Genomic DNA, 23,553 nt, shown 5'->3' on the forward strand with positions numbered 1-23,553 from the left:
TTGAAGAATAATGATTTAGTATGTACACTCTTAGGCATAGACATATCGCAAGGATGAATCACTGTATGCAAACAGAAACACCGCAAGTTCAAGGGGATACACCGACCCTCCGACTTTTTGCACTATTAGAGGTGATAGCGCAAAAAGACGAGTTTATTTCTCTGCAAGGTTTAGTCGAAGAGACCGGATTGCCAAAACCCACGCTGCACCGAATGCTTCAACAGTTAGAAGCGGCGGGCATCATTCAAAGAGATGGCGACGAAAAGCACTACAGCTCAGGTATTCGACTCAGAAAACTTGCCGAAAACCTACTTTTGAATAGCACCATGCACAGCGCGCGACGCACTATCCTTGAGAACCTGAGAGCAGAAGTCGGTGAGAGTTGTAACCTGACCGCTCTTTCAAGTGGCGAAATCATCTATCTCGATCGTGCCGAAACTGAAGCCCCCCTTCGCTTTCACCTGCACCCCGGCTCTCGCGTTCCCGTGCACTGCTCGGCTACCGGCAAACTGTTTTTAGCACACATGTCTAAGTCGCAGCGCAGACGATTAATTGAAAACGTGCCGCTGACTCAATACACCGTGAACACGATTACCGACTATTCGACTCTAGAGAAAGACATTGAAGAAGCGAAAATCCAAGGTTTTGCTATTGATGATGAAGAGTTTTTACCAGGCTTAGTCTGTATCGCTGTGCTGATACCCTCACCAACTGGTCAATCAAACCTAGGCCTAGCGATCCAAGCACCTGTGATTCGAGTGAAACCGGATGAAGCAATAAAATTCTTGCCCGCACTTCAAAAAGCAGCAAAAGCGCTGGCGAAAATCGAAGCTGATAATTGGAGTCAGCAGTAAGCACTTTCTTAAAGAATTTCGAAGTCCATGACTTAACTGATCATGGATTTCGAAAGCCCTACTTTGGTAAACAATGCTTGCGCAAACAAGGGCTTCAAAACTATCGAATTAACGACCACAATCTGCGACTAATCAACATTTGGTCGAAGTGATCTGAACACTCGCCAACCCGCACATCAGCAACACGTCTAAAGTAATCACGACAAAGGAATCACGATGCTAAACATTGATAACCAGCACTTACTCTCTTTTATGGTGACAGAAGCGAACAACGCAGTTGCAGTCACAAACCCAGCAACGGGTGAACTCATCGGGCACGCACCGATATCATCAGAAACAGAGTTATCGAGCGCGATTGAACGAGCTCATGTAGCGCAAAAAGAGTGGGCAAAAATCCCTGCTAAATCTCGTGCTGCACTACTTCATCGCTGGCACCAGTTGATCCTCGAAAACAAGAATGACCTTGCTCGAATCATGACGATTGAACAAGGTAAACCGTTAGCCGAAGCGGCAGGCGAAGTGGTGTATGGCGCGAGCTTCATTGAGTGGTTTGCAGAAGAAGCAAAGCGCACTTATGGTGATTCCATTCCTAGCACAGTCGCAGGCAAACGTTTGGTGACCATCAAGCAGCCTATTGGTGTCGCATGTGCGATTACGCCATGGAACTTCCCGATTGCAATGATCACTCGTAAAGCGGCTCCTGCCTTAGCTGCGGGTTGTAGCTTTGTCGTGAAACCTTCGGATGAGACACCGCTTTCTGCGTTTGCTGTGGTTGAACTGGCTTATCAAGCGGGTATCCCTAAGGATCTACTTCAAGTCGTTCTTGGTGAAAGCCCTGAACAAGTGGGCAACCTATTCACTTCGCATCCGTTGATCAAAAAAATCTCTTTCACTGGGTCGACCCGTGTGGGCAGCATTTTGATGGCTCAAGCTGCAAAAGGCATCAAACGCACCTCTATGGAGCTTGGTGGCAATGCACCTTTTATTGTGTTTGACGATGCTGACATCGACGCGGCCGTTCAAGGCGCAATGGCGTCGAAGTTCCGTAATGCAGGTCAAACATGTGTCTGTGCGAACCGATTCTACGTTCACAGTAAAGTGTACGATGAGTTTGTGGCTAAATTCGATCAAGCGGTTCAGCAGCTTAAGATTGGTAACGGTTTAGATGAGGGTGTCACGATTGGACCTGTTGTCAGCCTGAATGCGAAGAACAACATCCAAGCTTTGATAAACCGAGCGATTGAACAAGGTGCTGCGCCTGTCACGCCAACTCAGGAGCTTAATGGGCTTTTCATTCAGCCTGTTGTTCTTAAAGATGTAAAACACAGCATGGACATCGTTCAACAAGAGATATTTGGCCCAGTCGCGCCTGTGATGAAATTCGACACGGACGAAGAGCTTATCGAGATGGCCAACGATACGATTTATGGTTTGGCGTCTTACTTCTACAGTCAGAACATCCACCGAGTGTGGAACATTGCAGAAGCGCTTGAGTACGGTATGGTCGGCATTAATGATGGTCTAATCTCAACCGAAGTCGCGCCTTTCGGTGGTGTGAAACAATCAGGTATTGGCCGTGAAGGTGCGAAAGAAGGCATCGATGAGTACATGGACATTAAGTATCTTTGCTTTGGCGGAAAATAAGGTTGGTAGTAACTAAGTTCTGGCAGTGATTAGGGCTCGGAAATAATTAAGTCTTAGTGATCACTAACCTGACCCACTTTCCACCTTTCCCTTCACAAAAATGAATCAAAAAAAAGCCGCGCTATAAAAGCGCGGCACCTTGGGCTCGGTTAAAGGGGGGTTTCTTTTTTTAGTATTTTACATTCTCTATTTTTGTTATTCGGTTGCTTCGCTATTCCTGTGCTTTCAGTTTTAGACGCATCGCGTGCAGTACTGGCTCGGTGTAACCGCTCGGCTGAGCACAGCCTTCGAATACCAACTGACACGCCGCTGAAAATGCAATGCTGTTTTCAAAGTCAGGCGCCATGTTACGGTAGCTCTGGTCGCCAGCGTTTTGCTCATCCACCACTGCGGCCATGCGCTTCATGGTTTTCATTACCTGAGCTTCCTCGCAAATGCCGTGGCGTAACCAGTTCGCAATATGTTGGCTTGAAATACGCAGCGTCGCTCGGTCTTCCATCAAGCCGACATCGTTAATATCAGGTACCTTCGAACAACCAACGCCTTGATCAATCCAACGAACCACGTACCCCAGAATACCTTGTGTGTTGTTATCCAGCTCACTTTGAATATCTTGCGCAGTCAGCTTTTGGTTGCCCAGTAGCGGGATAGTAAGAATATCATCAACATTGGCTCTCACTCGCTCACGAAGCTCTTTCTGACGGCTTGGTACACTCACCTTGTGATAGTGCAGCGCGTGCAAAGTCGCGGCGGTTGGAGAAGGAACCCAAGCAGTATTAGCACCCGCTTGTGGATGTCCGATTTTCGCATCCATCATCTTCGCCATGTTGTCTGGCTCTGGCCACATACCTTTACCAATCTGGGCTTTACCTTGCAGGCCACAAGCTAAGCCAAGATCAACGTTTTGATCTTCGTATGCGCCAATCCAAGTCATGGTTTTCAGCTGTGTTTTAGGAGCGAATGGTCCCGCTTCCATACTGGTGTGAATCTCATCACCCGTTCGGTCTAAGAAACCTGTGTTGATGAACACAACACGATCTTTAGCCGCTCGAATACATTCTTTAAGGTTAACCGAAGTACGACGCTCTTCGTCCATGATGCCAACTTTGATCGTGAATCGATCTAGCCCTAATGCATCTTCAATGCGACCAAACAGCTCATTGGTGAACGCGACTTCTTCAGGACCATGCATCTTAGGTTTTACAATATTGATGCTGTTCGCGGTCGAGTTTTGGTAAGCACTGTTGCCTTTTAAATCATGCATCGCGATTAGCGAAGTGATCATGCCATCCATAATGCCTTCAGGCACTTCATTGCCTTGAGCATCAATAATGGCAGGGTTGGTCATCAGGTGGCCGACATTACGGATGAACAACATGCTGCGGCCTTTTAGTGAAATCTCACCACCCGTCACGCTGGTGTATTGGCGATCTGGGTTAAGGTTACGAACAATGGTTTTGCCGTTTTTCTCTAGTGATTCTTGTAGATCACCTTTCATCAAACCTAACCAGTTACGGTAAGCCAATGCTTTGTCTTCACCATCAACTGCAGCAACCGAGTCTTCGCAATCCATAATGGTTGTTAGAGCGGCTTCGACTAATACATCTTTAATTCCCGCCACATCGACGCTACCAATCGGTGCGCTCGGGTCAATTTGAATTTCGATGTGCAGATTATTGTGTTTAAGAAGAATGCACGAAGGGGAACTTGCGTCACCTTGATAGCCAATGAACTGGTCGCTATCAATGAGAGTGACTTCTTCGCCGTTATCGAGTGTCGCTATTAATTTATTGCCGATGCTAGCGTTACTGATGCTGTATTTGGTGACGTCTTTATGGGAGACGCCGTTTAATGGCGCTGCGTCATCAAGGAACTCGCGAGCATAAGTCACTACTTTAGCGCCACGGGCTGGGTTAAAGCTTCCGCCCTTTTCCGCGCCATCACTTTTACTGATCACGTCCGTTCCGTAGAGCGCATCATATAGGCTGCCCCAACGCGCATTGGCTGCGTTAAGTGCAAAACGTGCGTTCATGATTGGCACCACAAGCTGCGGCCCTGCTTGTGTTGCGATCTCAGGCTCTACGCTCGCTGTCGTCACTTGAAAGTCATCGCCTTCAGGAACCAAATAACCGATCTGCTGTAAGAACTGTTTGTACTCCACAGGATCGAGCGTTTGCCCAGCACGCTCTTGGTGCCAAACGTCAATTTGATGTTGAAGATCTTCACGCTTGATAAGCAATGCGCGATTTTTTGGAGCCAAATCTTCAAGGATGGTTGCAAATGATTGCCAAAAGTCTTCAGCGACAATGCCTGTTCCAGGAATCACCTGCTCATTAATTAATTGGTAGAGGGTGCTATCAATGTTCAAGCTTCCCTGTTGAATACGACTGCTCATAAAATCTCTCTCAAACTAATTTATGGCTACTCAATAAATTTTCGTGACTAGCTCAAATTTACTTTACTGACTTAAACTTACTTAACGGACATGAATTTAGCTAATTTATGCCGGTTATATTGGATATTCATATAAAAAATACCCTAAAAACTGTGTTATTCCGTTACTCCACTCTCGATTTCGTTAGCGACACTTTTAATCAAACGACGCATCCACTGGTGGTCTGGATTGGTTTGTAACAATGGACTCCACGCCATCTTCACCTCAAAGGGTTCAATCGCAAATGGCGCAGGCTTGATCAACAATCTAGGGTTATTGCGCTGCAGTTGAGCGGCTTTGGTAGGAATAGTCAGGATCAGGTTCTTCTGTTGTGCGAAGAGAATCGCCGACAAGTAGTGTCGCGTAAACACCGTGATGTTACGGGTTTTACCAATGCGCATTAGTGCTTCATCTATCCAACCAAGCTTTTGTGCTTCGCTTGGGTTTATCCCGACTCCCGTTCCCATACCAGTCTTACTTACCCAAATATGTTGCGCCTTTAAATAAGACAAAATATCGAAATTGTCGGCTATCGGGTTGTCACAACTAAAGAGGCAAGAAAACCCGTCGTGCCAAAGGCTCATCTGGTGAAACGACTGAGGAATATCGTCAAATCGGTTGATAATTATATCAACGGTACCTTGCTCTACATCCTGATAGCTCACATCACTTGGCGTCATTATATCCAGTCGTATTTTCGGTGCTATCTCGCTCAGTTTTTTCAATAGCGGCTGAATAATGGTCGACTCTGCATAGTCACTCGCCATGATACGAAACACGCGTTCACTGTCTTCTGCATTAAATTCCGTCGTCGGCTGCAAGGTCTTTTCTACATTCGCCAAGATGTTTCGAATCAGTGGCTGCAACTTGTGCGCGCGTTCGGTCGGTATCATCCCTTCACTTGTTCTCACTAATAGCGGGTCTTCAAACAGATCACGCAATCGGCGAAGGCCATTACTCATGGCTGGTTGAGTAATACCCAATTGATTTGCTGCTCGTGTAACGTTTCTTTCACGTAGCAACATGTCTAAATACACAAGCAAATTAAGGTCTATACGAGCAATATTCATAAGAAAAATACCGAATATAATAACTATAAATTAACAAAATTATCACATGAGTGGTTATTCTTTGTCCATAGCAAAGTTTTAATCCAAGCCAATTTGGCAACCATACCCCACGTGAAACTAAGGAATAGTTATGTCGCAAATTACACAAGATATCGAAATGATTGAAGTTGCAAAAAGCGCTGCTGGTGCTCCATGGGATGCAATTAACCCTGAATCTGCTGCTCGTATGCGAGCTCAAAACAAATTCAAAACAGGTCTGGATATTGCACAATACACGGCAGATATCATGCGTGCAGACATGGCGGCTTACGACGAAGACAGCTCTCAATACACTCAGTCTCTGGGTTGTTGGCATGGTTTCATCGGCCAACAAAAACTGATTTCTATTAAGAAGCACTTTGATGGCAAGACTGACCGTCGTTACCTATACCTTTCTGGTTGGATGGTTGCTGCACTTCGCTCTGATTTTGGTCCACTTCCAGACCAATCTATGCATGAGAAAACATCCGTTGCAGGCTTAGTTGAAGAGCTATACACCTTCCTACGCCAAGCCGATGCTCGTGAGCTGGGTGGTTTATTCCGTGAACTAGATGCAGCTCGTGAAGCCGGCGACGTTAACCAACAAGACCTTATCCAAGACAAAATCGACAATCACGTAACACACGTGGTGCCAATCATCGCCGATATCGATGCAGGTTTTGGTAACGCAGAAGCGACCTACCTAATGGCTAAGCAAATGATTGAAGCAGGCGCATGTTGTCTACAAATCGAAAACCAAGTTGCCGATGAGAAGCAATGTGGTCACCAAGACGGCAAAGTAACGGTTCCACACGCTGACTTCCACGCAAAACTTCGCGCACTTCGTTACGCTTTCCTTGAACTAGGCATCGACAACGGCGTTATTGTTGCTCGTACCGATTCTCAAGGTGCTGGCCTAACAAAAGAAATCGCAGTAGTGAAAGAGCCGGGCGACCAAGGTGATATCTACAACTCATACCTAGATGTTGAAGAGATCGATGTTGCAGATATGGCAGAAGGCGACGTTTGCTTTAACCGTGACGGCAAGCTAGTTCGACCTAAGCGTCTACCTTCAGGCTTATACCAATTCCGCCAAGGTACTGGTGAAGACCGTTGTGTATTCGACTGTATTGAAGCAATCAACGCGGGTGCTGACCTACTATGGATTGAGACTGAGAAGCCACACATCGGTCAAATCAAAGAGATGATGGACGGCGTACGTGAAGTTCACCCTAATGCGAAGCTGGTTTACAACAACTCTCCATCATTCAACTGGACGCTAAACTTCCGCCAACAAGCATACGATGCGATGGTAGCAGAAGGTAAAGATGTTTCAGCTTACGACCGTGCTAGCCTAATGAGTGCTGAATATGACGAAACTGAATTGTCTAAACGAGCTGATGACAAGATTCGCACATTCCAAGCGGATGCATCTCGTGAAGCGGGTATCTTCCATCACTTGATTACTCTACCGACTTACCACACTGCAGCGCTGTCAACCGACAACCTTGCAAAAGAATACTTCGGTGACCAAGGCATGCTGGGCTATGTTGCAAATGTTCAGCGCAAAGAGATACGCCAAGGCATCGCTTGTGTTAAACACCAAAACATGTCTGGTTCAGACATCGGTGATGATCACAAAGAATACTTCGCGGGTGAGAATGCACTAAAAGCCGCGGGTGAAGCGAATACGTCTAATCAATTTGATTAACCGCTAACGCTAAAGCCTCCCCCGTCCTTCTCTCTTACTTAGGTAAGATCCGGGGGAAGGCTTTGAGATAAAGCTTGTACTGCCAGCTTTATCTCAAAGCCTCAGATTTGTGTTCCACACCACGGTTAACCGAACAACTTCTGTTTAAGCTAACTGTATACGTATTTGTTCAGATTCCTATTTGTTAAGATTCTTATTTTTTGAGAGTGCCTATGACTTCAATACCTACACACCTACAAGATGCAAAAACACTGTTATCAGAGAATGGTTTCGCGACGGGTGATACTTGGTATCACGGCACATCTTCCGCTTTATTGGCTTCTATTCAAGGCCAAGGTTTAAAACGTTCTGGAGACAAAGCGCTCAACGAAGCAGCTTCAAAAACTATGGCGACCATCGGCAACAACTACACCGAATCGGTTGAGCCAGTGTTTCTCACCCAGAGCAAAGAACTGGCATATTACTGGGCTCAACAAACCGTTCGTGAGCGAGGCGTTCGCTTCGAAGGTGAAGAACAGCCTATCGTATTAGCGGTAAACTTATCTGAAAAGCAACGTGCCAAAGTAAGACCGGACGTAGGAGCAATGAGTCTATTGATGATGAGTGTGGGCGAGCAATTCATGTCTCACCTCACTGAAATTTATCAAGCCAACAACATTGCAGGCCCCGACATCGAGCTTCGCACTGCCGATCGCATGGACTACCTCAATAAACTTGGTATGGCCTACATTGATGAAGATATCAGCCGTGCTTGTGTTCAGGAGTTAGCTGAGCCCGAGTTGGCCGACTGAAAACGTTCAACAAATCAGTCTTCTTAAAAACAAAAATGGCTCCCAATACGGAGCCATTTTTATTTGCTATAAGCCTATCTCACAAGATACAGACGCATCTAGATTATGAGCACAGAAGACCTTTCTGTGCAGGTTGCGTCATTTCGATGTCACCTTGTAGAGAACGGTAAACGATGGTGTTCCACACTTCACCATTATCCATTTCAAACTCAATAGCGTAATTCAAACCCGCGACAACCTGAGTTCGAACACTCAAGATCTGCTTGAGCTCAGCTGAAGTGTTCATTTGGCTAAGAACTGCGTTTAAAGCTTGCTTGGCTTCTGGTGTTATCTCACTTTTCGACCAACCACCCGTCAGGTTTTTAGTGCTGCAGATGGGGTTCGCATTCTCTTGCGGTTGAGTTGGTACCTCTGATTTCTGACTACACCCAGCTAACGCCACGACACTAAACAAGGTTGCTGTTCCAAGTAATGATGTTAATCGTACGTTCTTCATAAATTCTCTCTACCTCAATCATTTACGAGGGATTACTCGCAATAATGTTTCATATGCAGGCAAGCTTAAACCTCGAATGTCATCAATTCATCAGAGATTATGGTGTAACTACTCTATAAACACAGAAGATGGTCAGGAAAACAAAGTCGAGCACTGGAGCACTACTTTTATCCACCTGATATTTAAATCAATAGAATGGGTAGCGAAGGAATAAGCGAGTATAAGACAGATATAATGCATCAGTTAATTACATATCTCACACCAAATACATTCACGCTGTAATTAATAAGATGAGCTCATGTTGATTTGGATTATGATATTGGTTCAAAAAATAGATATTTGAGATTATTTTATAAATTCAAAAGTTTATGCTCGGCTTAATCATGTCTGATTTTAAAACTGTGATCCAGCCCTACAAGTTGTTGATAATAATGTACTTTGTTCATCTGTGAATTCATTCAAATATGGAAAATCTTTATTGTTAAGGGTGGGTGCAAGTAGTAAAATCTCACCCGATTATGCAACTTACTTCTCACAACATGGACACAAGTAAAGTTACGATTAGCTCTCTCAAAGTAACGTAACTTCAAACACATACCTAAAATCAGTGTCCTATAGATAGTGCAGATCAAATAAAAATAATTATATAAACCTAGGCTAGGTTAAACATGAAATTAACGTCGTCTTTAGGCTCACTGTTGGCTAGCAGTCTGTCTATCGAAATAAAACAGCGAGCGCTGATAGAGCTCGTCATCAGCACTTATCAGCCACATGAGCGCACTGCTCTTTTCCAAAGCGTGACTGAATATCGTAGAAGCCAATTAGAATTGCTTTTCCCTGAGCATCAAAACAAAAGCTATTCGGTATTGTTTGAGGTGATGGACTACCGCGATCTGATTCTGCGCTATCCAAACACACTATCTGCAGAGGTTGATCTTCTAGAGCAGGCCGTAGGCCAGTGCTACATGCATTGGTTAGATTTTTGGTGTGAATGTGAAATTGCCGCAATCAAAGCAAAATCACCATTGAACACCAAGTCCCCTTCTTCTGTTGATCTGCCCATTAAAGATAGTGCCTACTACGGTGCAATCGTTGAACACATCGAAGATGCTCAACTTGTAGTGCAAACGCCCTGTCACCCACAAGGAATGTCAATCAGCGATGCCATTGCTTTAAGCAATCTTGAGGTGTTCATCAAGGGTGAAAAATGGTTTGAGATGCTGCCTTTATTACACCTTTCTCAGGCAGGTAAGCATTTTATTCTGCTCAAACACCCAGTCGATGAAGCCTTTCCAACACTGGTTTCCTCTGCGCTGATTCAAGACTGGTCTAAGAATGACACTTGGCTAAGTTACGCACCGCCATTTAGCAATGAGCAATGGCAATACTGTTTGCCCAATTACGGCTACGATGAACTCGCAGGGTTACAACTTTTCACACCGCCTACACTGTCAAAATGTTACTCTCTCCCAGAATTTGACCAACAATTCCAGTTACAATTGTCCGACAAAGATGCCCTGTGTGAGGTGTTGCGTCTGACAGTCAGTGGCAATACCCAACAAAAGCTCTATTTCCTCTACCTTGCTCAAAAAGAGTTGATGAGTGTCTTACACCAAATAGGCTATAAGATTGGCTTCACTATTATCGAGCAACCTTTCATGCTTCAGTTTTATCAAACCATTGATTCCAATGCATACTTCCATTCTGGGTATTGCGAATTAAATGATGATGGCACAACCATTTATCGTGGGTTCTGGAATTTCGAGATAATGGTAAAAGCGTTCAATAATGTCGATTTCCGCGGCTACAAACGCGCAGTGCGAGAGAGTAGAAAGTCATTAGAAAAGTTGCGCTCGGCAAAAAAGGATGAACATGTTTGATTTCGGCCTTGAGGCGATCATCTATGCAAAAGCAATCACCCTGCTTGCAACCGTGGCAGTGGTTGTCATGTGGTTGTTCTATTACTGCTACCGCCTGAAACAAAAGAACGAAGTGATCGCGGGGACACACCACGCTCCTTACATCGCGTATTCGATCTGTATTGTTGCATGGATCAGCAGTAACGCTTATTTCCATACCGACTTATTACCGGAACTTGGGACCTCGGCCGCTGTGTTCGCCGCAAAGTTTGCCAACCTCGCCTCGTTCTTTGCGTTTGCCTTTGCCTATTACTTCTCGTGTAAGCTCGCCGCCGAACAACGCAGTGGTAAGGTTCATGTGTGGCAACAAGCCATTTTCGTCACCCTAACCGTCTACTCCTTCTTTATCAATTTAAGTCCAGGGTTAACCGTTGAACACGTCACCATTGCTGGCCCAAGCCAGTTCGTGATTGAGTTTGGACCGCATACGCCGTACTTCTTCATTGGGATGATTAGCTTTGTAGTGCTAACACTACTCAACCTGGTGGCCATGCGCGCCAACAGCAGCAAGCTAACCTTAGCCAAAACCAACTACATGATCGCAGGCATTTTAGTCTTCATGCTGTCTACTGCTACGATCCACCTAGGCATGACCTACTTCTTGCGTGATTTCTCGCTCACTTGGCTGCCACCAGCTTTGTCGATAAGTGAAATGTTGTTCGTTGGCTATGCCCTGCTGACCTCTCGCTTCTACAGCGTGAAATACCTTGCGTACATGAGCCTAAATACGTTGTTGGTCTGTGCAATTTTGGTGATACCTTTTGGCGCGATATTTATCCCACTGACAGACGATAACCAATGGCTCATTGCTATCCCTATCTGCGCGGTTATCGGCATCACTTGGCATTTACTCTACAAACGTGTGAGCGACTACGCCTCCTTCTTTATCTACGGAAACAAGAAAACGCCAGTACAACAGATCCTCGCGCTAGAAGAGGATTTCAAGCTTTCAATTGATGACGCAATGCGTCGTTTGGGTAGCCTACTGCAAATTCCAGAAGATAAGCTACGTCTAGTTAACAGCAACTACAACGAAACCTTCTACGAAGATTATCTGTCTACTAACAAGTCCGTTTTAGTGTTCGATGAGTTGTCTCAGGAGCTTGATTACACCGCACCAGTCAAGCGCTCAATCAAAGCCCTGTATGACAAAATGAGCTCCAACGATACCGCTTTGGTGATGCCTCTATTCGGCCAGGGGAAATCGGTCACGCACTTGTTAGTATCGTCACACAAGAGCAACGATCAGATGTTCTCTAACGAAGAGATCTCTGCCCTGCAAACCTTGTTAACTCGAGTACAAAGCACTATCGAAGCCGATAGACGCATCCGCCAAAGTCGTGCCCTTGCTAACTCAATCGCTCATGAAATGCGTAATCCACTGGCTCAAGTGCAATTACAATTTGAACTACTAAAACAGCACATTGATAATCAAGCACCAGCGAAACAGATCTTACTTGATATTGAGAACGGCCAAGCTGCGATTCAACGTGGTCGACAGCTGATTGATATCATCTTGCGAGAAGTCAGTGACAGCTCACCCGAGCATGGACCAATCACCATGACCTCTATCCACAAGGCCGTGGATCAAGCCGTCAGCCATTATGGCTTTGAGAACGAGAAGATCATTGAGCGAATTCGTTTACCACAACATGCTGATTTTGTGGCAAAGCTCAATGAAACCTTATTCAATTTCGTTATTTTCAACCTGATACGTAATGCAATCTATTACTTTGATTCTTATCCAGAAAGCCAAATTGAGATCAGCACCAACACAGGGCCTTACGAGAACGTTCTGATATTCCGAGATACCGGCCCTGGCATTGACGAAGCCATTGCACATAAGATCTTTGATGACTTCTTCTCTTACCAAAAAAGCGGTGGTAGCGGCCTAGGGCTTGGCTATTGCCAACGTGTGATGCGTTCATTTGGCGGCCGAGTTGAGTGCCACTCTAAACTTGGGGAGTTTACTGAGTTCCACCTGTACTTCCCGGTAGTACCCAATGCACCCAAAGCAGACGCACTTCGTACGCCTTACTTCAATGATTGGAAAAGTAATCAAACCACAACTGAAAACAAAACCAACGCTGAAGCTAAGCCAGACAACCAAGCGGCAACGCAAAATTCAGAACCAACAAGCACGCTAACCCCAGGGAATCATTTGGCTCCAACCGTACTGATCGTCGATGATAAAGAAGTACAACGCACGCTTGTTCAAATGTACTTGAGTCGACTTGGCGTCAATAGCTTACAAGCCAAAAACGGTGAGAATGCCGTCGAACTGTTCAAAACACACAAGGTCGATTTGATCTTAATGGACGTACAAATGCCGATAATGAATGGTTTTGACGCAAGCCAAATTATCAAGGCACGCTCTCCTCAAACGCCAATCATTGCTTTGTCTGGCGAATCAGGACAACACGAGTTAGATATGATCAGCAAACTGATGGATGGTCGCCTAGAGAAGCCAACCTCTTTGAAGGCACTGCAACACGTACTGGACAACTGGCTAGAGAAAGGCTGTGCCTCGAATGCTTCCAAAGAAACCGAAGATGAAGAGTAGATGCAGGAAAACACGAATCGCAATTTAGCCAGTTGATTACTGTTTGTCTCATTACATTGCTTTAATTATTCATCAAAAAGCCAGCCGAACAAGGTTGGCTCTATCAGAACTAAACGCTCTAATTAATCTAAAAGTGAACGAACATAATCAGCGATTTCTTGGTTTTGGCAATGCTCAAAGAAGCATTGTTGGAAACGCTCGCTGCCAACCGCTGTTTTCACTAGATCTTGGTCGATAGCTCTCAGAGAATCAATAAAGTTATCTTTTACCACCGCCGCTTTCACTTCATTCAAAATTGCTGCATTACGTTGCTGTGGTTCTGCACGTTCTAGTGGATACCCATTACCACGCTCGCCTGTGAACGCTTTTTCAAAGATATAACGAATGTTGAGTTCACCTGCCCAGCCAAAGCCTTTAGCAAAAGCGAGAGCGAGAGCATTGCCGTTGTTGATTTGGTTAAACAAGAAAGCATCTGATGGCTCTAGGCAGTAACCACAAACCACACCCGGGTGCAGGTTCAGTGACATCAAAGCACCTTGCCCTGTTCCACATCCCGTCACAACAAAGTCCACAGCCTTTGAGTTGATCAGAATACTGGCCATGATACCTAAGTGGATATACGTTAAGTGGTGATCATTCTCGTCGGTCATACCTAAGTTGAAAACATCGTGACCAATGCCACCCGCCACTGACTCTAGCTCAGCTGCAACCATGGCATTTTTACCTGCCTGACTGTTTTCCATCATTAAAGCGATTTTCATTTATCTTCTCCTGCAAGATTGCTGCAAACTCAAAATTTAGAATAAAAAACCAACTAGCGTGCTAACCAACCACCGTCAACAGCAATGGTATAGCCATTAATGTAATCCGATGCTGATGATGCTAAGAACACACAAGGACCTGCGATATCTTGCGGTTTACCCCAACGCTCAGCCGGAATACGCTCAAGAATCGCTTGATTGCGCTCAGCATCTTCACGCAGAGCTTGAGTATTGTTCGTTTCCATATAACCGGGTGCTATCGCATTCACATTGATATTGTCGCGCGCCCATTCGTTCGCCATAGCACGTGTCACGCCCATCACAGCGCTTTTTGAAGCCGTATAGGAAGGAACTCGAATGCCACCTTGGAATGAGAGCATCGATGCAATGTTAATGATCTTTCCGCCAGTACCTTGAGCCTTAAACTGCTTTGCAACAGCCTGAGACATAAAGAACACTGTCTTGGTGTTCACGTTCATTACGTCATCCCAATCTTGCTCTGAGAACTCAATAGCATCTTGGCGGCGAATAATTCCTGCATTGTTCACGAGAATGTCGACTTGGCCAAACTCAGCCAAAGTGCGCTCTATAACCCCTGGAATGCACGCTTGATCGAGAAGATCAGCACTCACGTTTAAGAACGAATGGCCTGCTGCACTCATTTTTTCAATAGTCTCTTCAGGTTCTGTTCGGTTAACACCGACAACCATACAACCAGCTTCCGCTAGGCCTAATGCTATGCCTTGCCCAAGACCCGTATTGCAGCCAGTCACTATCGCTACTTTACCTTCCAGACTGAATGACTCTAAGATCATGCTCGCTTCCTCAATTACATTGGATTCATTGCGTATCATTACTACCAACAATTAAATCATACAATAAGATGTAAATGCGAGAGCGACGTTGTAGAGTTTCGATCTTGCACCAAAATCAGTCGAACAAGTGAAACGAGCACCACAAACTAAATGAATGGGGGGAAGTGATTTGGAGAACAGAAGCCTATAACCCACCATGAACCATGCTCTCGAAGATCACCCAAACCAGATATTGTAGGGATTTGACAACAATTCATGATTTAAAAGAGTAAAAGGGTTATACATAATAATGTGTTATCTAAATTACTGAAATTATCATGACGCTCAAAGAGATCCTTAAAATTCCCAATGTCCGCTACTTCTTAATGTTTAGAAGCAGCTACTTTGCGCGTTTTTACTACCCTATATTCACCCTACTTTATTTAGATTACGGGTTAACCCTGTCTCAATTCGCGATGCTCAATGTAGTTTGGGCGGTCACCATTGTACTTGCTGAAGTACCGTCGGGTGCATTCGCCGATACCTTAGGCCGCAAGAAACTGGTGGTGCTGTCTTCGATTGTGATGTTTGTTGAGATCGCAATGATCGCCTTAGTGCCAACCGGAAACCCCGACTTGGTGTTCATAGTCTTTCTGATTAACCGGATTCTCAGTGGCTTAGCGATGGCACTGGCCAGCGGCGCCGACGAGGCATTGGCTTACGACACCTTAAAAGAACAAGGTAATGAAGAGTTGTGGCCGCGAGTGCTGCAAATCCAGCTTCGTGTCGCCTCAACGGTCGGTATCTTTGTCACGCTGATTGGTGCGGCGATGTACGACGTGAACTTTATGACGAACATCTTTCATTTCCTTGGACTAGCCGAACCAGAAAGCACTAAAGACCTGATGCGTATTCCTGTGTTCGCCACCCTATTTGTAGCGATGATCGCCATCTATGCCGCGATTAATATGCGCGAAGAGAAAAAGCTGATGCCAAGCGACCAAACCAAATTGGCAACCACCATCTCAAGTCTTAAATTGACGATCGATGCGGGTAAATGGGTATTCGCTACACCTTACGTGCTGTTCATCTTGCTCTACTACAGCCTATTCGAACACACCTCACGCATGTTCCTGACCATGAACAGCCAATACTATCTGGCGATTGATATTCCAATTATCTACTTTGGTTTTATTGGTGCGGGTATAAGTTTGCTTAAGATTATATTGGCAGGACAAAGCCGAAGATTAGCAGAGAGTATTGAGCCTAAAACCTTCATTGTGGTCATGGGTTTAGCAAGCATGGCGACTTATTACTGGATCAGTTTAGGTTGGTCGATTTACGGGGTCATTCCGGCGTTGGTGTTAATCTTTATCATCATGACGATGAACATTTTCATCAGCTACCACCTGAATAAAAAGACCGAATCGCACAACCGAGCCACCGTTCTTAGTTTCAAAGGTTTAATGTTTAACCTCGGATACGGGCTGATCGGGATCTTGTACGCTTACTACTATAAGTTGGTGTCTCAGGGCTTCACCGAACAAGAAATAGAACAGAACCTTGCCTTCTTGGCCTCACTGTCTTCGTTTTTCTATTACTTCACCTTACTGTTCATTTCGATCAGCGCGCTGTTCTATTTCAAAAACAAGAAACAGCCGATCTTCTGAAGAAAGCATCGAACTGTTGAAGATATCTCTACTGCCGAATAGAGAATAAAGGTGAGCCTGTGGCTATAAACAGATAATGACACTTCTTATCAAGTGATTTTTTGTTAGTATCACCACCAAATTACATAACACATGGACGCGTCATGTCTTTTAGTTGGATAGCCTTTACTCTCCTTGCCGCCTTTAGCCAATCTTGGCGCAATGCCTTTCAAAGTAAATTAAGTGGCACCATGAGCGTGGCTGGCGTAACGTTAGCGCGATTTATTTGGGCTAGCCCTATCGCCCTTATTTACCTCTGCGCCCTCTATCAATGGCAGCCCGTATCCGCACCGGATTTTTCGGGTGAGTTTGTTTTCTATATTGTTGCTGCCGCCATCATGCAGATCCTCGCGACCGGCTTAATGGTGATGCTGTTCAAGCTCGAAAACTATGCGATAGGCGCAGGCTTAGCCAAGTGTGAAGCCCCCGTATCTGCTGTGCTATCCGTATTGTTTTTTGGTACTGCTTTGACACTAACAGGTTGGGTCGGCGTACTTATTGGTACTTTAGGCGTGCTAATCATGAGTAGCGCTTCTGGCTGGCGAAGCTTGTCCCCGAAAGTGTTCTTATTAGGTATGACGTGTAGCACCGCCTTTGCTTTAACGTCTCTTTGGGTACGGGAAGCAAGTTTGAGCATAGGGTTGCCCTTCCCTCATAGCGCTGCTTGGGTGCTGTTCCTCGTCATTTCCCTTCAGACAGTGATTATCTGTACGTATCTCTTTTTCAGAGAACGCGACACGCTGCGCCTGATATTCAAGAAGTCGAAACTAGTCATCATGACAAGCTTAGCGAGTGTTATCGGTTCTCTGGGTTGGTTTAGCGCGATGTCGCTTCAAGCCGTGCCGTACGTAAAGACACTCGGGCAAGTCGAAGTGATCTTCATGGTGTTGATATCCTATTTCTGGTTAGGGCAAAGCATCGCGCGCAAAGACATTCTTGCGCTCATCTTGCTTTCTATCGCAGCAGTATTGGTTATGTGGCAGTGACGAGCTCGTTAATATGACTAGGACAAATTGAAGTCATATTGCGACCGTTTGTTTTCGCTTGATATAACGCTTTGTCGGCTCGGCTAATAAACCCATTCCAACTCTCATGCGGGTGAAGCTGAGCAACACCAAAACTCGATGTCAGAAACATCTCATGTTCTAGTACTGCTGATACCTCTGAAATAGACAATCGTAACTTGCAGGCAATAACCTGAGCTTGTTGGAAATCGACATTAGGCAATAAAATCATTATCTCGTCTCCGCCAAAACGAAACGCACTGGCTTTAGGCGATGTTTTTATCGCACTTTGAACCATTTCAGCAAAAGACTTGATCACGAGGTCACCTACAATGTGTCCGTGTTGGTCATTGATCGACTTAAAATTATCAATATCCATCATAATGGCACTAACAGGTGCAGTTTCCGCCTGCTTCATGATAACTGGAACCATCTCATCTAATGCTCTGCGGTTTCCCAGTACCGTTAGAGGGTCGCTGTAGGACAGCTCGTGAATAGAACTAAGCAACCTTGCGTTAATCAGCCAAAGCATTGTAAAGCTCATCGACACAATAAGAACGATGCTCACTAAAAAGGCAAGTTGATGAATGAGAGTGGCCGCCATGAAATCCTGGAGCTCAGTTGAAAATAGCGTCACCACAACTCGAAAAACCATAAACCCGCCATATATCGTAAATGACAAGGCCATCATCCGAATACCTAGAGTCAAGTCATCACGCCGGCCCTTTAATACCGCAAAGGCAGTGCAAAGAGTCACAAAAGCCAGATATAAACTAATGAGGATAATTCGAGCCTTTATGGAAGGCTCATAGAACGTGAAGTAAATAAAACATGGCAAAAGAGCCAACATCATTAGACTACTGAGGTAGGTGCATTTGAGAGAGTATTCTCGAAACAGACATAAGCTATACAAGGCGAGATGAAAACCAAGCGCAATGACCATATTGGCACCAATAACGGTGACCCAATCAGGGAACTCCCCTCTTAGGCTCAACATCAACGGCCCAGTTCCGATAACAAATATTGAAATGGAAAAGATTGAAAGCCCTTTAATGGACTGTTGAGTGAATTGAAATAACAACAAGCCAATACAGTAAATGAAAGAGAACAAAATAATAATAAAATTAAGTGTTCTCATATCCAGCGAAAAACCATCCATGATTTTCTATCTTCCATACGCAACCAAATTTCAACATGGTCAATAATCATGCAAACCACAAAAACATTCACCATGTGAATCTTTTTATTTTATAAAAAAAGGGGGTAGATCACATATGCGGAGATTTTTATCGCATGAGTCCATGATATGGATAGGCATGTAACACTCGCCCCCATAGAGTTTTATCGCATCACTGAATCTACAGGCTTCTGCACTCGTTACTTGGTTGAATGACGACTGTCTGGCATTATGCGCCCAAGAAATCTCTAGGGCTGTTGACCTTAGTTATTATACAGCAAAGAATGAACGAAGGTAGTCAGTGGTAGAAAACAGCCAACAATTAAGTGACCGTTACGACGAACATGGTTACTTTGTTATCAGAAATTATTTCAATGAAGCTCAAATTGCATCGCTTAGAAAAGTCGTGCTGAAATTTCATGAATCATGGAAAGCAGACAACGAAGAATTCTATAAAGAAGAAGCATTTAACTCGTCTTTAATTACGGGAAGCGAGTATTTGCTCGCCGACGATAGAAGCGTGCTTTTCGACTTCATCAGCTCGAAACAAGTGATGAACGTGGTTGATGCGGTGATTCCGAACAAACCAGCATTCATGAATACACAGCTGTTCTTCAACCCAGTAAATCCGCAACAAAAAGACTTCTGGCATCGTGACTGTCAATACGATTACGACGTTGATGACCAAATGAAAGTCATCATGGAAACCCAGGTATTGCATCTGCGAGTGCCCATTTTTGATGAGCCAGGTATGGAACTTATCCCTGGCACACACAAGCGTTGGGACAACGAAGAAGAGTACAATGTTCGCCAAGAAGAAAACGGCAAAGTGAGCAGCGATGACATCTCTGGTGGTAAGCAGATACCATTAGCCGCCGGTGACTTATTGGTGTTTTCAGCGGACATGATCCACCGAGGCCGATATGGCTTGGATCGTTTGGCTTTGGATATTTTGATCTTTGATTCGGCGGCAGACTATGTCGACTACGTTGATGACGATTGTCTGCCAACACCAGCCATGTTGAGCAACATTTCCGACCCAAGATTATTTATGAACACGCTACACTTAAAATCGATGCAGTACTCATAATCCATAAAGGTGCCCAAACTATGACTGACACTAAGCAAAATACCCGAATTAGCCAGTTCCGTTTCGGTCAGCCAAAAGAATCTCTCAAGTTAGAACATGTCGCTTTAGGGGTACTAGACAAAGATAAAGTTCGCGTACAAATTGAAGCGACTAACATCAACCCTAGTGATCTGTTGTCGATTTATGGTGTGGGCCAATACAAACATAGCCATCAGCCGCCGAGAGTACCGGGATTTGAAGCGGTAGGAAGGATTGTAGAATCCAGCAGTGCTGAGTTTATAGTGAATCAACGAGTGCTTGTGGCAACCAGTGGAACATGGCAGAACTATGTCGATGTATCACCAGATGATCTGTTCCAAATTCCTCAACATTTAGACAATGGCTACGCCTGTCAGTTGTACATTAATGCGCTAACCGCATGGGTGCTAACGACAGAAATAGCCAAGCTGACCCAAGAGGATGTGTTGATCATCAACGCGGGCAGTTCAGCCATCGGTAAGATCTTCTCCCAGTTATCAGCATCACTCGGCTTCAACATCATTGTCGTTACATCACAGCAGACACAATACCCTGCCACTTCCTGTTGGGTGATAGATGCGAACGCTGATCTAGTTTCTCAAATTAAGGCATTAGGCTTGCCTATGCCAACCGTTGCCTTTGATGCGATTGGCGGCTCACCCGGAACCGATCTTGTTCACACCCTTGGCAACAACGGGCGCTTTATCAACTATGGGACGCTGTCGTTGGATTTTTACGAGCCACGCTTCTTTGAGTACGCGAAAAACCAACACATCGATTTCAGCACCTTCTTCTTGCGTTATTGGGAGGAAGCAGAAGGTAAAGATGTTCGCCGTGATAAGTTCACGACCATGCTAGATCACTTCATCACAAACGACATTCAGCTCGACGTTGACCGCTATCTACCATTCGATGAAGTGCAAACCGCGATTGATCTCATTGAATCGAAAACCACACGCCTAGAGGGCAAGATCATCTTACTGCCACAGTAAGTGAGAGTTGGACGATATATACCTTGTTTATTTCAACAGGCAAGACGTTCAACAGCTTACAAGCGTGCTTGTTAATACACCATCGCTTAGGAAGTTTGATTAAAGAAATCGAAGATTGAAAAGATAGCGAAGAGTTGTGGTGCATTTCTCCATAACTTAAGTGGTTACGAGATGGTCATGAATCACATTTATTTGAAACATCAATTAGTTATATCATTAGAAATATGATACTGATCACCCATAAGATAACCTCGATTCTATATGGTAGCGTCATACTTAAAACCACGATGTGAACATACTTATGAAAAGACACATACTATCAAGCGCCATCCTACTCTCTCTAGCCTTTCCCACCTTTGCAGCTGATGGCGATATACACGATGTCACGATACTGGGTACTTCAGATATCCACGGTCATTTTATGGCGTGGGATTACGCGGCAGATAAACTCACCACTCGTGGTAGCTTGAGCCAAATCGCGACCAAAGTTGGTGAGATCCGCAAAGAGCAATCTAACATTATCCTTGTCGACGCTGGCGATACCATCCAAGGCAACTTCGTAGAAACCTTCAAAGACGAGCCCGTTGATCCAATGATGCTTGGCTTTAATCACATGAAATACGATGTGTGGGTTTTAGGTAACCACGAATTCGACTTTGGCCTCAAAACCCTCAACAGGGCCGTTACCCAATTTAAAGGGCAGTCTCTCGGTGGCAACATCAAGAACAAAAACGGAAACCCATTCCTGCCTGGTTACACCATCCTAGAACGCGGTAGCATTAAGATCGGCGTGATCGGAATGGATACCCCAATGACGGAGGTCTTTGCGCAAGGTACCAACCGTTTAGAAGGCGTCACTTTCACTAATCCAACCTTGGAAGTGAAGAAAATCGTCAAAGAGATTGATGATAAAGTGGATGCCATCATATTGGTTGCCCATATGGGAATTGAGAACGAGAATGACATTGCCGACACCGGTGTCACCGACATTGCCAATGCAAACCCAGAGCTTGATGCCATCGTCGCTGGCCACATGCACACTCGCATCGAGAAAGCCGTTGTAAATGGCGTTATTATTACTGAACCCGACAGATATGGCCGCGCCCTATCTCGTATCGATCTTCAATTTGAAGAGCGCGATGGCACATTCACTCTCGTCAACAAAGACAGCTTCACCTATAAAATTAAAGGTATCGACTCTGATGAGAATATGGACGAGTTATACCAGCCTTACCACAAACAACTCCGAGAAATGGCGAACAGACCTGTCGCTCAACTTACCGGCGTTGATTTAGTCCCAGAAAACGAAATCCGCGGTATCCCTCAAGTCCATGTTCAAGACACAGGCATCAGTGCGCTATTCCAAGAAGCGAGCTTCTTCTATGCACCCAAAGCCAATGTCATTGCACTTCAAATAGACAACGACAATGCAGAGCTTGATGTTGGCCCAATCAAAGCCAAAGACATCGCGTACAACTACCAATACGCAGGTGGCGAAATCACTGTCTACCAGATGACAGGCAAAGAGTTAAGAACCTACATGGAATGGTCTGCGGGCTACTTCAACTCAGTACAACCTGGCGATGTAACCTACAGCTTTAACCCTGAACGCAGAGCATCAAAATACTCGACCAATGACTTCTTCGCGGGCGTGGCTTATACCATCGACCTTACTCAGCCTGCAGGTACACGCATTACCAACCTCGCGTTTGCAGATGGCACTCCGGTTACAGATCAAACAGAAATCCGTATTGGTATGAATAGCTATCGAATGGGTCATCTAACCAAGAAAGGCGGCGTGCTAGAAGGCGAATCGTTCCCTGTACTTTTTGATACGGAAGCAGAGTATGGAGAAGAAGCAGGCACAATCCGTAATATGACCATCAAATATCTTAAAGAAGAAAGGAACGGTCAGTATGAAGGTAAACCTCAACAACGATGGGCACTTTCTGGTTTAGAAAGCCATTATAATGAACAACGAGAGATAGTGAAGTCATTGATTAATGATGAAACCATATCAATCCCGACCAGTGACGATGGCCGCTACACAAACATCGCTTCTATCAACGTAAAAGAACTGATGTTCAAATCTGACGAAGCGAAACAAGCTGCCATAACCACACGCGAAAAGAAACTGGCGCAAGCAACTGAGCAAGAGAGTAAGCAGATCAAACGCGAAATCGCTCTGATCAAAGCGCTCAATTAATCCCTGACCTCAAACCAATAACGACTTAACGACGCTTAGAGCGTGGTTAGGTCGTTGATTACGGAAAGTTGAGTACGATCCATATTAAGTGACGTTGAAAAATAGAAGTAAAAGCAGACTCTTTGACACACTCATAACTATTGTAAGCAAGTACTTTGCAACTTGAAGGCTACACCGCCTCCCCCCCTTTTAGTAAAACCTAATAAATCAGATAGTTATCCACAGGTAGCCCCATTTCTTTATCTTGCCTTCCATCACATGCATGTTGATAATACGAAGAATCTCTCACATAAGGCGAGAGC

Annotated in this window: 17 protein-coding genes; 11 read left to right on the top strand and 6 right to left on the bottom strand. The window is 44.9% G+C overall.

Features of this window, described 5'->3' with window-relative positions; translation table 11 throughout:
* The first annotated feature begins 65 nt into the window (after positions 1 to 65).
* The gene (locus ACED46_RS05080; RefSeq protein WP_017065657.1) at positions 66 to 854 is read left to right on the top strand and encodes an IclR family transcriptional regulator; all 789 of its coding nucleotides are present in this window, start codon (positions 66 to 68) and stop codon (positions 852 to 854) included.
* A gap of 216 nt (positions 855 to 1,070) precedes the next feature.
* Positions 1,071 to 2,498 (top strand): NAD-dependent succinate-semialdehyde dehydrogenase, encoded by a 1,428-nt coding sequence (locus tag ACED46_RS05085; RefSeq protein ID WP_065585104.1) that lies wholly within the window; start codon positions 1,071 to 1,073, stop codon positions 2,496 to 2,498.
* A 211-nt stretch (positions 2,499 to 2,709) separates the two neighbouring features.
* Here ACED46_RS05085 and ACED46_RS05090 read toward each other — a convergent pair whose 3' ends face one another.
* Together ACED46_RS05090 and ACED46_RS05095 are read right to left on the bottom strand one after the other, a co-directional pair.
* Entirely contained in the window at positions 2,710 to 4,893 is a 2,184-nt protein-coding gene (locus ACED46_RS05090) for a malate synthase G (RefSeq protein ID WP_371721012.1), read from the bottom strand.
* A gap of 155 nt (positions 4,894 to 5,048) precedes the next feature.
* Positions 5,049 to 6,002 carry a LysR family transcriptional regulator gene (locus tag ACED46_RS05095; RefSeq protein WP_009845781.1) on the bottom strand — a complete coding sequence of 318 codons (954 nt, stop codon included), beginning with the start codon at positions 6,000 to 6,002 and terminating at the stop codon, positions 5,049 to 5,051.
* A gap of 130 nt (positions 6,003 to 6,132) precedes the next feature.
* On the opposite strand from ACED46_RS05095, the gene ACED46_RS05100 reads away from it, so the two are divergent.
* Both ACED46_RS05100 and ACED46_RS05105 read left to right on the top strand, forming a co-directional pair.
* Complete coding sequence (locus tag ACED46_RS05100; protein WP_017071002.1) at positions 6,133 to 7,731, top strand: isocitrate lyase; 1,599 nt, start codon at positions 6,133 to 6,135, stop codon at positions 7,729 to 7,731.
* A 212-nt stretch (positions 7,732 to 7,943) separates the two neighbouring features.
* A complete protein-coding gene (locus ACED46_RS05105) occupies positions 7,944 to 8,522 on the top strand; it encodes a hypothetical protein (RefSeq protein ID WP_017067975.1) in 579 nt (192 codons plus the stop codon).
* Positions 8,523 to 8,625: 103 nt separating this feature from the next.
* Here ACED46_RS05105 and ACED46_RS05110 read toward each other — a convergent pair whose 3' ends face one another.
* Positions 8,626 to 9,018 carry a cystatin domain-containing protein gene (locus ACED46_RS05110; protein ID WP_017064277.1) on the bottom strand — a complete coding sequence of 131 codons (393 nt, stop codon included), beginning with the start codon at positions 9,016 to 9,018 and terminating at the stop codon, positions 8,626 to 8,628.
* Positions 9,019 to 9,686: 668 nt separating this feature from the next.
* Here ACED46_RS05110 and ACED46_RS05115 point away from each other — a divergent pair.
* On the top strand, positions 9,687 to 10,898 hold the full coding sequence (locus tag ACED46_RS05115; RefSeq protein ID WP_371721013.1) for an acyl-homoserine-lactone synthase: 1,212 nt from the start codon (positions 9,687 to 9,689) through the stop codon (positions 10,896 to 10,898).
* A complete protein-coding gene (locus ACED46_RS05120; protein ID WP_371721014.1) occupies positions 10,891 to 13,500 on the top strand; it encodes a response regulator in 2,610 nt (869 codons plus the stop codon). The genes ACED46_RS05115 and ACED46_RS05120 overlap by 8 nt, the downstream gene beginning before the upstream one ends.
* Positions 13,501 to 13,622: 122 nt before the next feature.
* On the opposite strand, the gene ACED46_RS05125 is transcribed toward ACED46_RS05120, so the two are convergent.
* Both ACED46_RS05125 and kduD read right to left on the bottom strand, forming a co-directional pair.
* Positions 13,623 to 14,261 (bottom strand): RpiB/LacA/LacB family sugar-phosphate isomerase, encoded by a 639-nt coding sequence (locus tag ACED46_RS05125; RefSeq protein WP_017059986.1) that lies wholly within the window; start codon positions 14,259 to 14,261, stop codon positions 13,623 to 13,625.
* A 53-nt stretch (positions 14,262 to 14,314) separates the two neighbouring features.
* Positions 14,315 to 15,076 (bottom strand): 2-dehydro-3-deoxy-D-gluconate 5-dehydrogenase KduD, encoded by a 762-nt coding sequence (gene kduD, locus ACED46_RS05130; protein ID WP_017059987.1) that lies wholly within the window; start codon positions 15,074 to 15,076, stop codon positions 14,315 to 14,317.
* A 317-nt stretch (positions 15,077 to 15,393) separates the two neighbouring features.
* On the opposite strand from kduD, the gene ACED46_RS05135 reads away from it, so the two are divergent.
* Both ACED46_RS05135 and ACED46_RS05140 read left to right on the top strand, forming a co-directional pair.
* Positions 15,394 to 16,725, top strand: coding sequence for an MFS transporter (locus tag ACED46_RS05135; RefSeq protein ID WP_371721015.1), 1,332 nt, complete (start codon positions 15,394 to 15,396; stop codon positions 16,723 to 16,725).
* 143 nt (positions 16,726 to 16,868) lie between these two features.
* Positions 16,869 to 17,750 (top strand): multidrug transporter, encoded by an 882-nt coding sequence (locus ACED46_RS05140; RefSeq protein ID WP_371721016.1) that lies wholly within the window; start codon positions 16,869 to 16,871, stop codon positions 17,748 to 17,750.
* Here the strand turns inward: ACED46_RS05140 and ACED46_RS05145 are convergent.
* Positions 17,737 to 18,927, bottom strand: a complete 1,191-nt coding sequence (locus ACED46_RS05145; protein ID WP_371721017.1) for a GGDEF domain-containing protein — start codon at positions 18,925 to 18,927, stop codon at positions 17,737 to 17,739. The two genes, ACED46_RS05140 and ACED46_RS05145, sit on opposite strands and share 14 nt — an antisense overlap.
* Positions 18,928 to 19,246: 319 nt before the next feature.
* Between ACED46_RS05145 and ACED46_RS05150 the strand changes: the two genes are divergently transcribed.
* The 3 genes from ACED46_RS05150 to ACED46_RS05160 all read left to right on the top strand — a co-directional run bounded on the left by ACED46_RS05150 (position 19,247) and on the right by ACED46_RS05160 (position 23,251).
* Entirely contained in the window at positions 19,247 to 20,035 is a 789-nt protein-coding gene (locus tag ACED46_RS05150; protein WP_102332708.1) for a phytanoyl-CoA dioxygenase family protein, read from the top strand.
* Between the two features lie 20 nt (positions 20,036 to 20,055).
* A complete protein-coding gene (locus ACED46_RS05155; protein ID WP_017059992.1) occupies positions 20,056 to 21,045 on the top strand; it encodes a zinc-dependent alcohol dehydrogenase family protein in 990 nt (329 codons plus the stop codon).
* A 301-nt stretch (positions 21,046 to 21,346) separates the two neighbouring features.
* Positions 21,347 to 23,251 (top strand): bifunctional UDP-sugar hydrolase/5'-nucleotidase, encoded by a 1,905-nt coding sequence (locus ACED46_RS05160; protein WP_371721018.1) that lies wholly within the window; start codon positions 21,347 to 21,349, stop codon positions 23,249 to 23,251.
* Positions 23,252 to 23,553: the final 302 nt, after the last annotated feature.

Origin of the sequence: Vibrio sp. 1S139, from assembly GCF_041439475.1 — a bacterium.
Classification (GTDB): Bacteria; Pseudomonadota; Gammaproteobacteria; order Enterobacterales; family Vibrionaceae; genus Vibrio; species Vibrio crassostreae_C.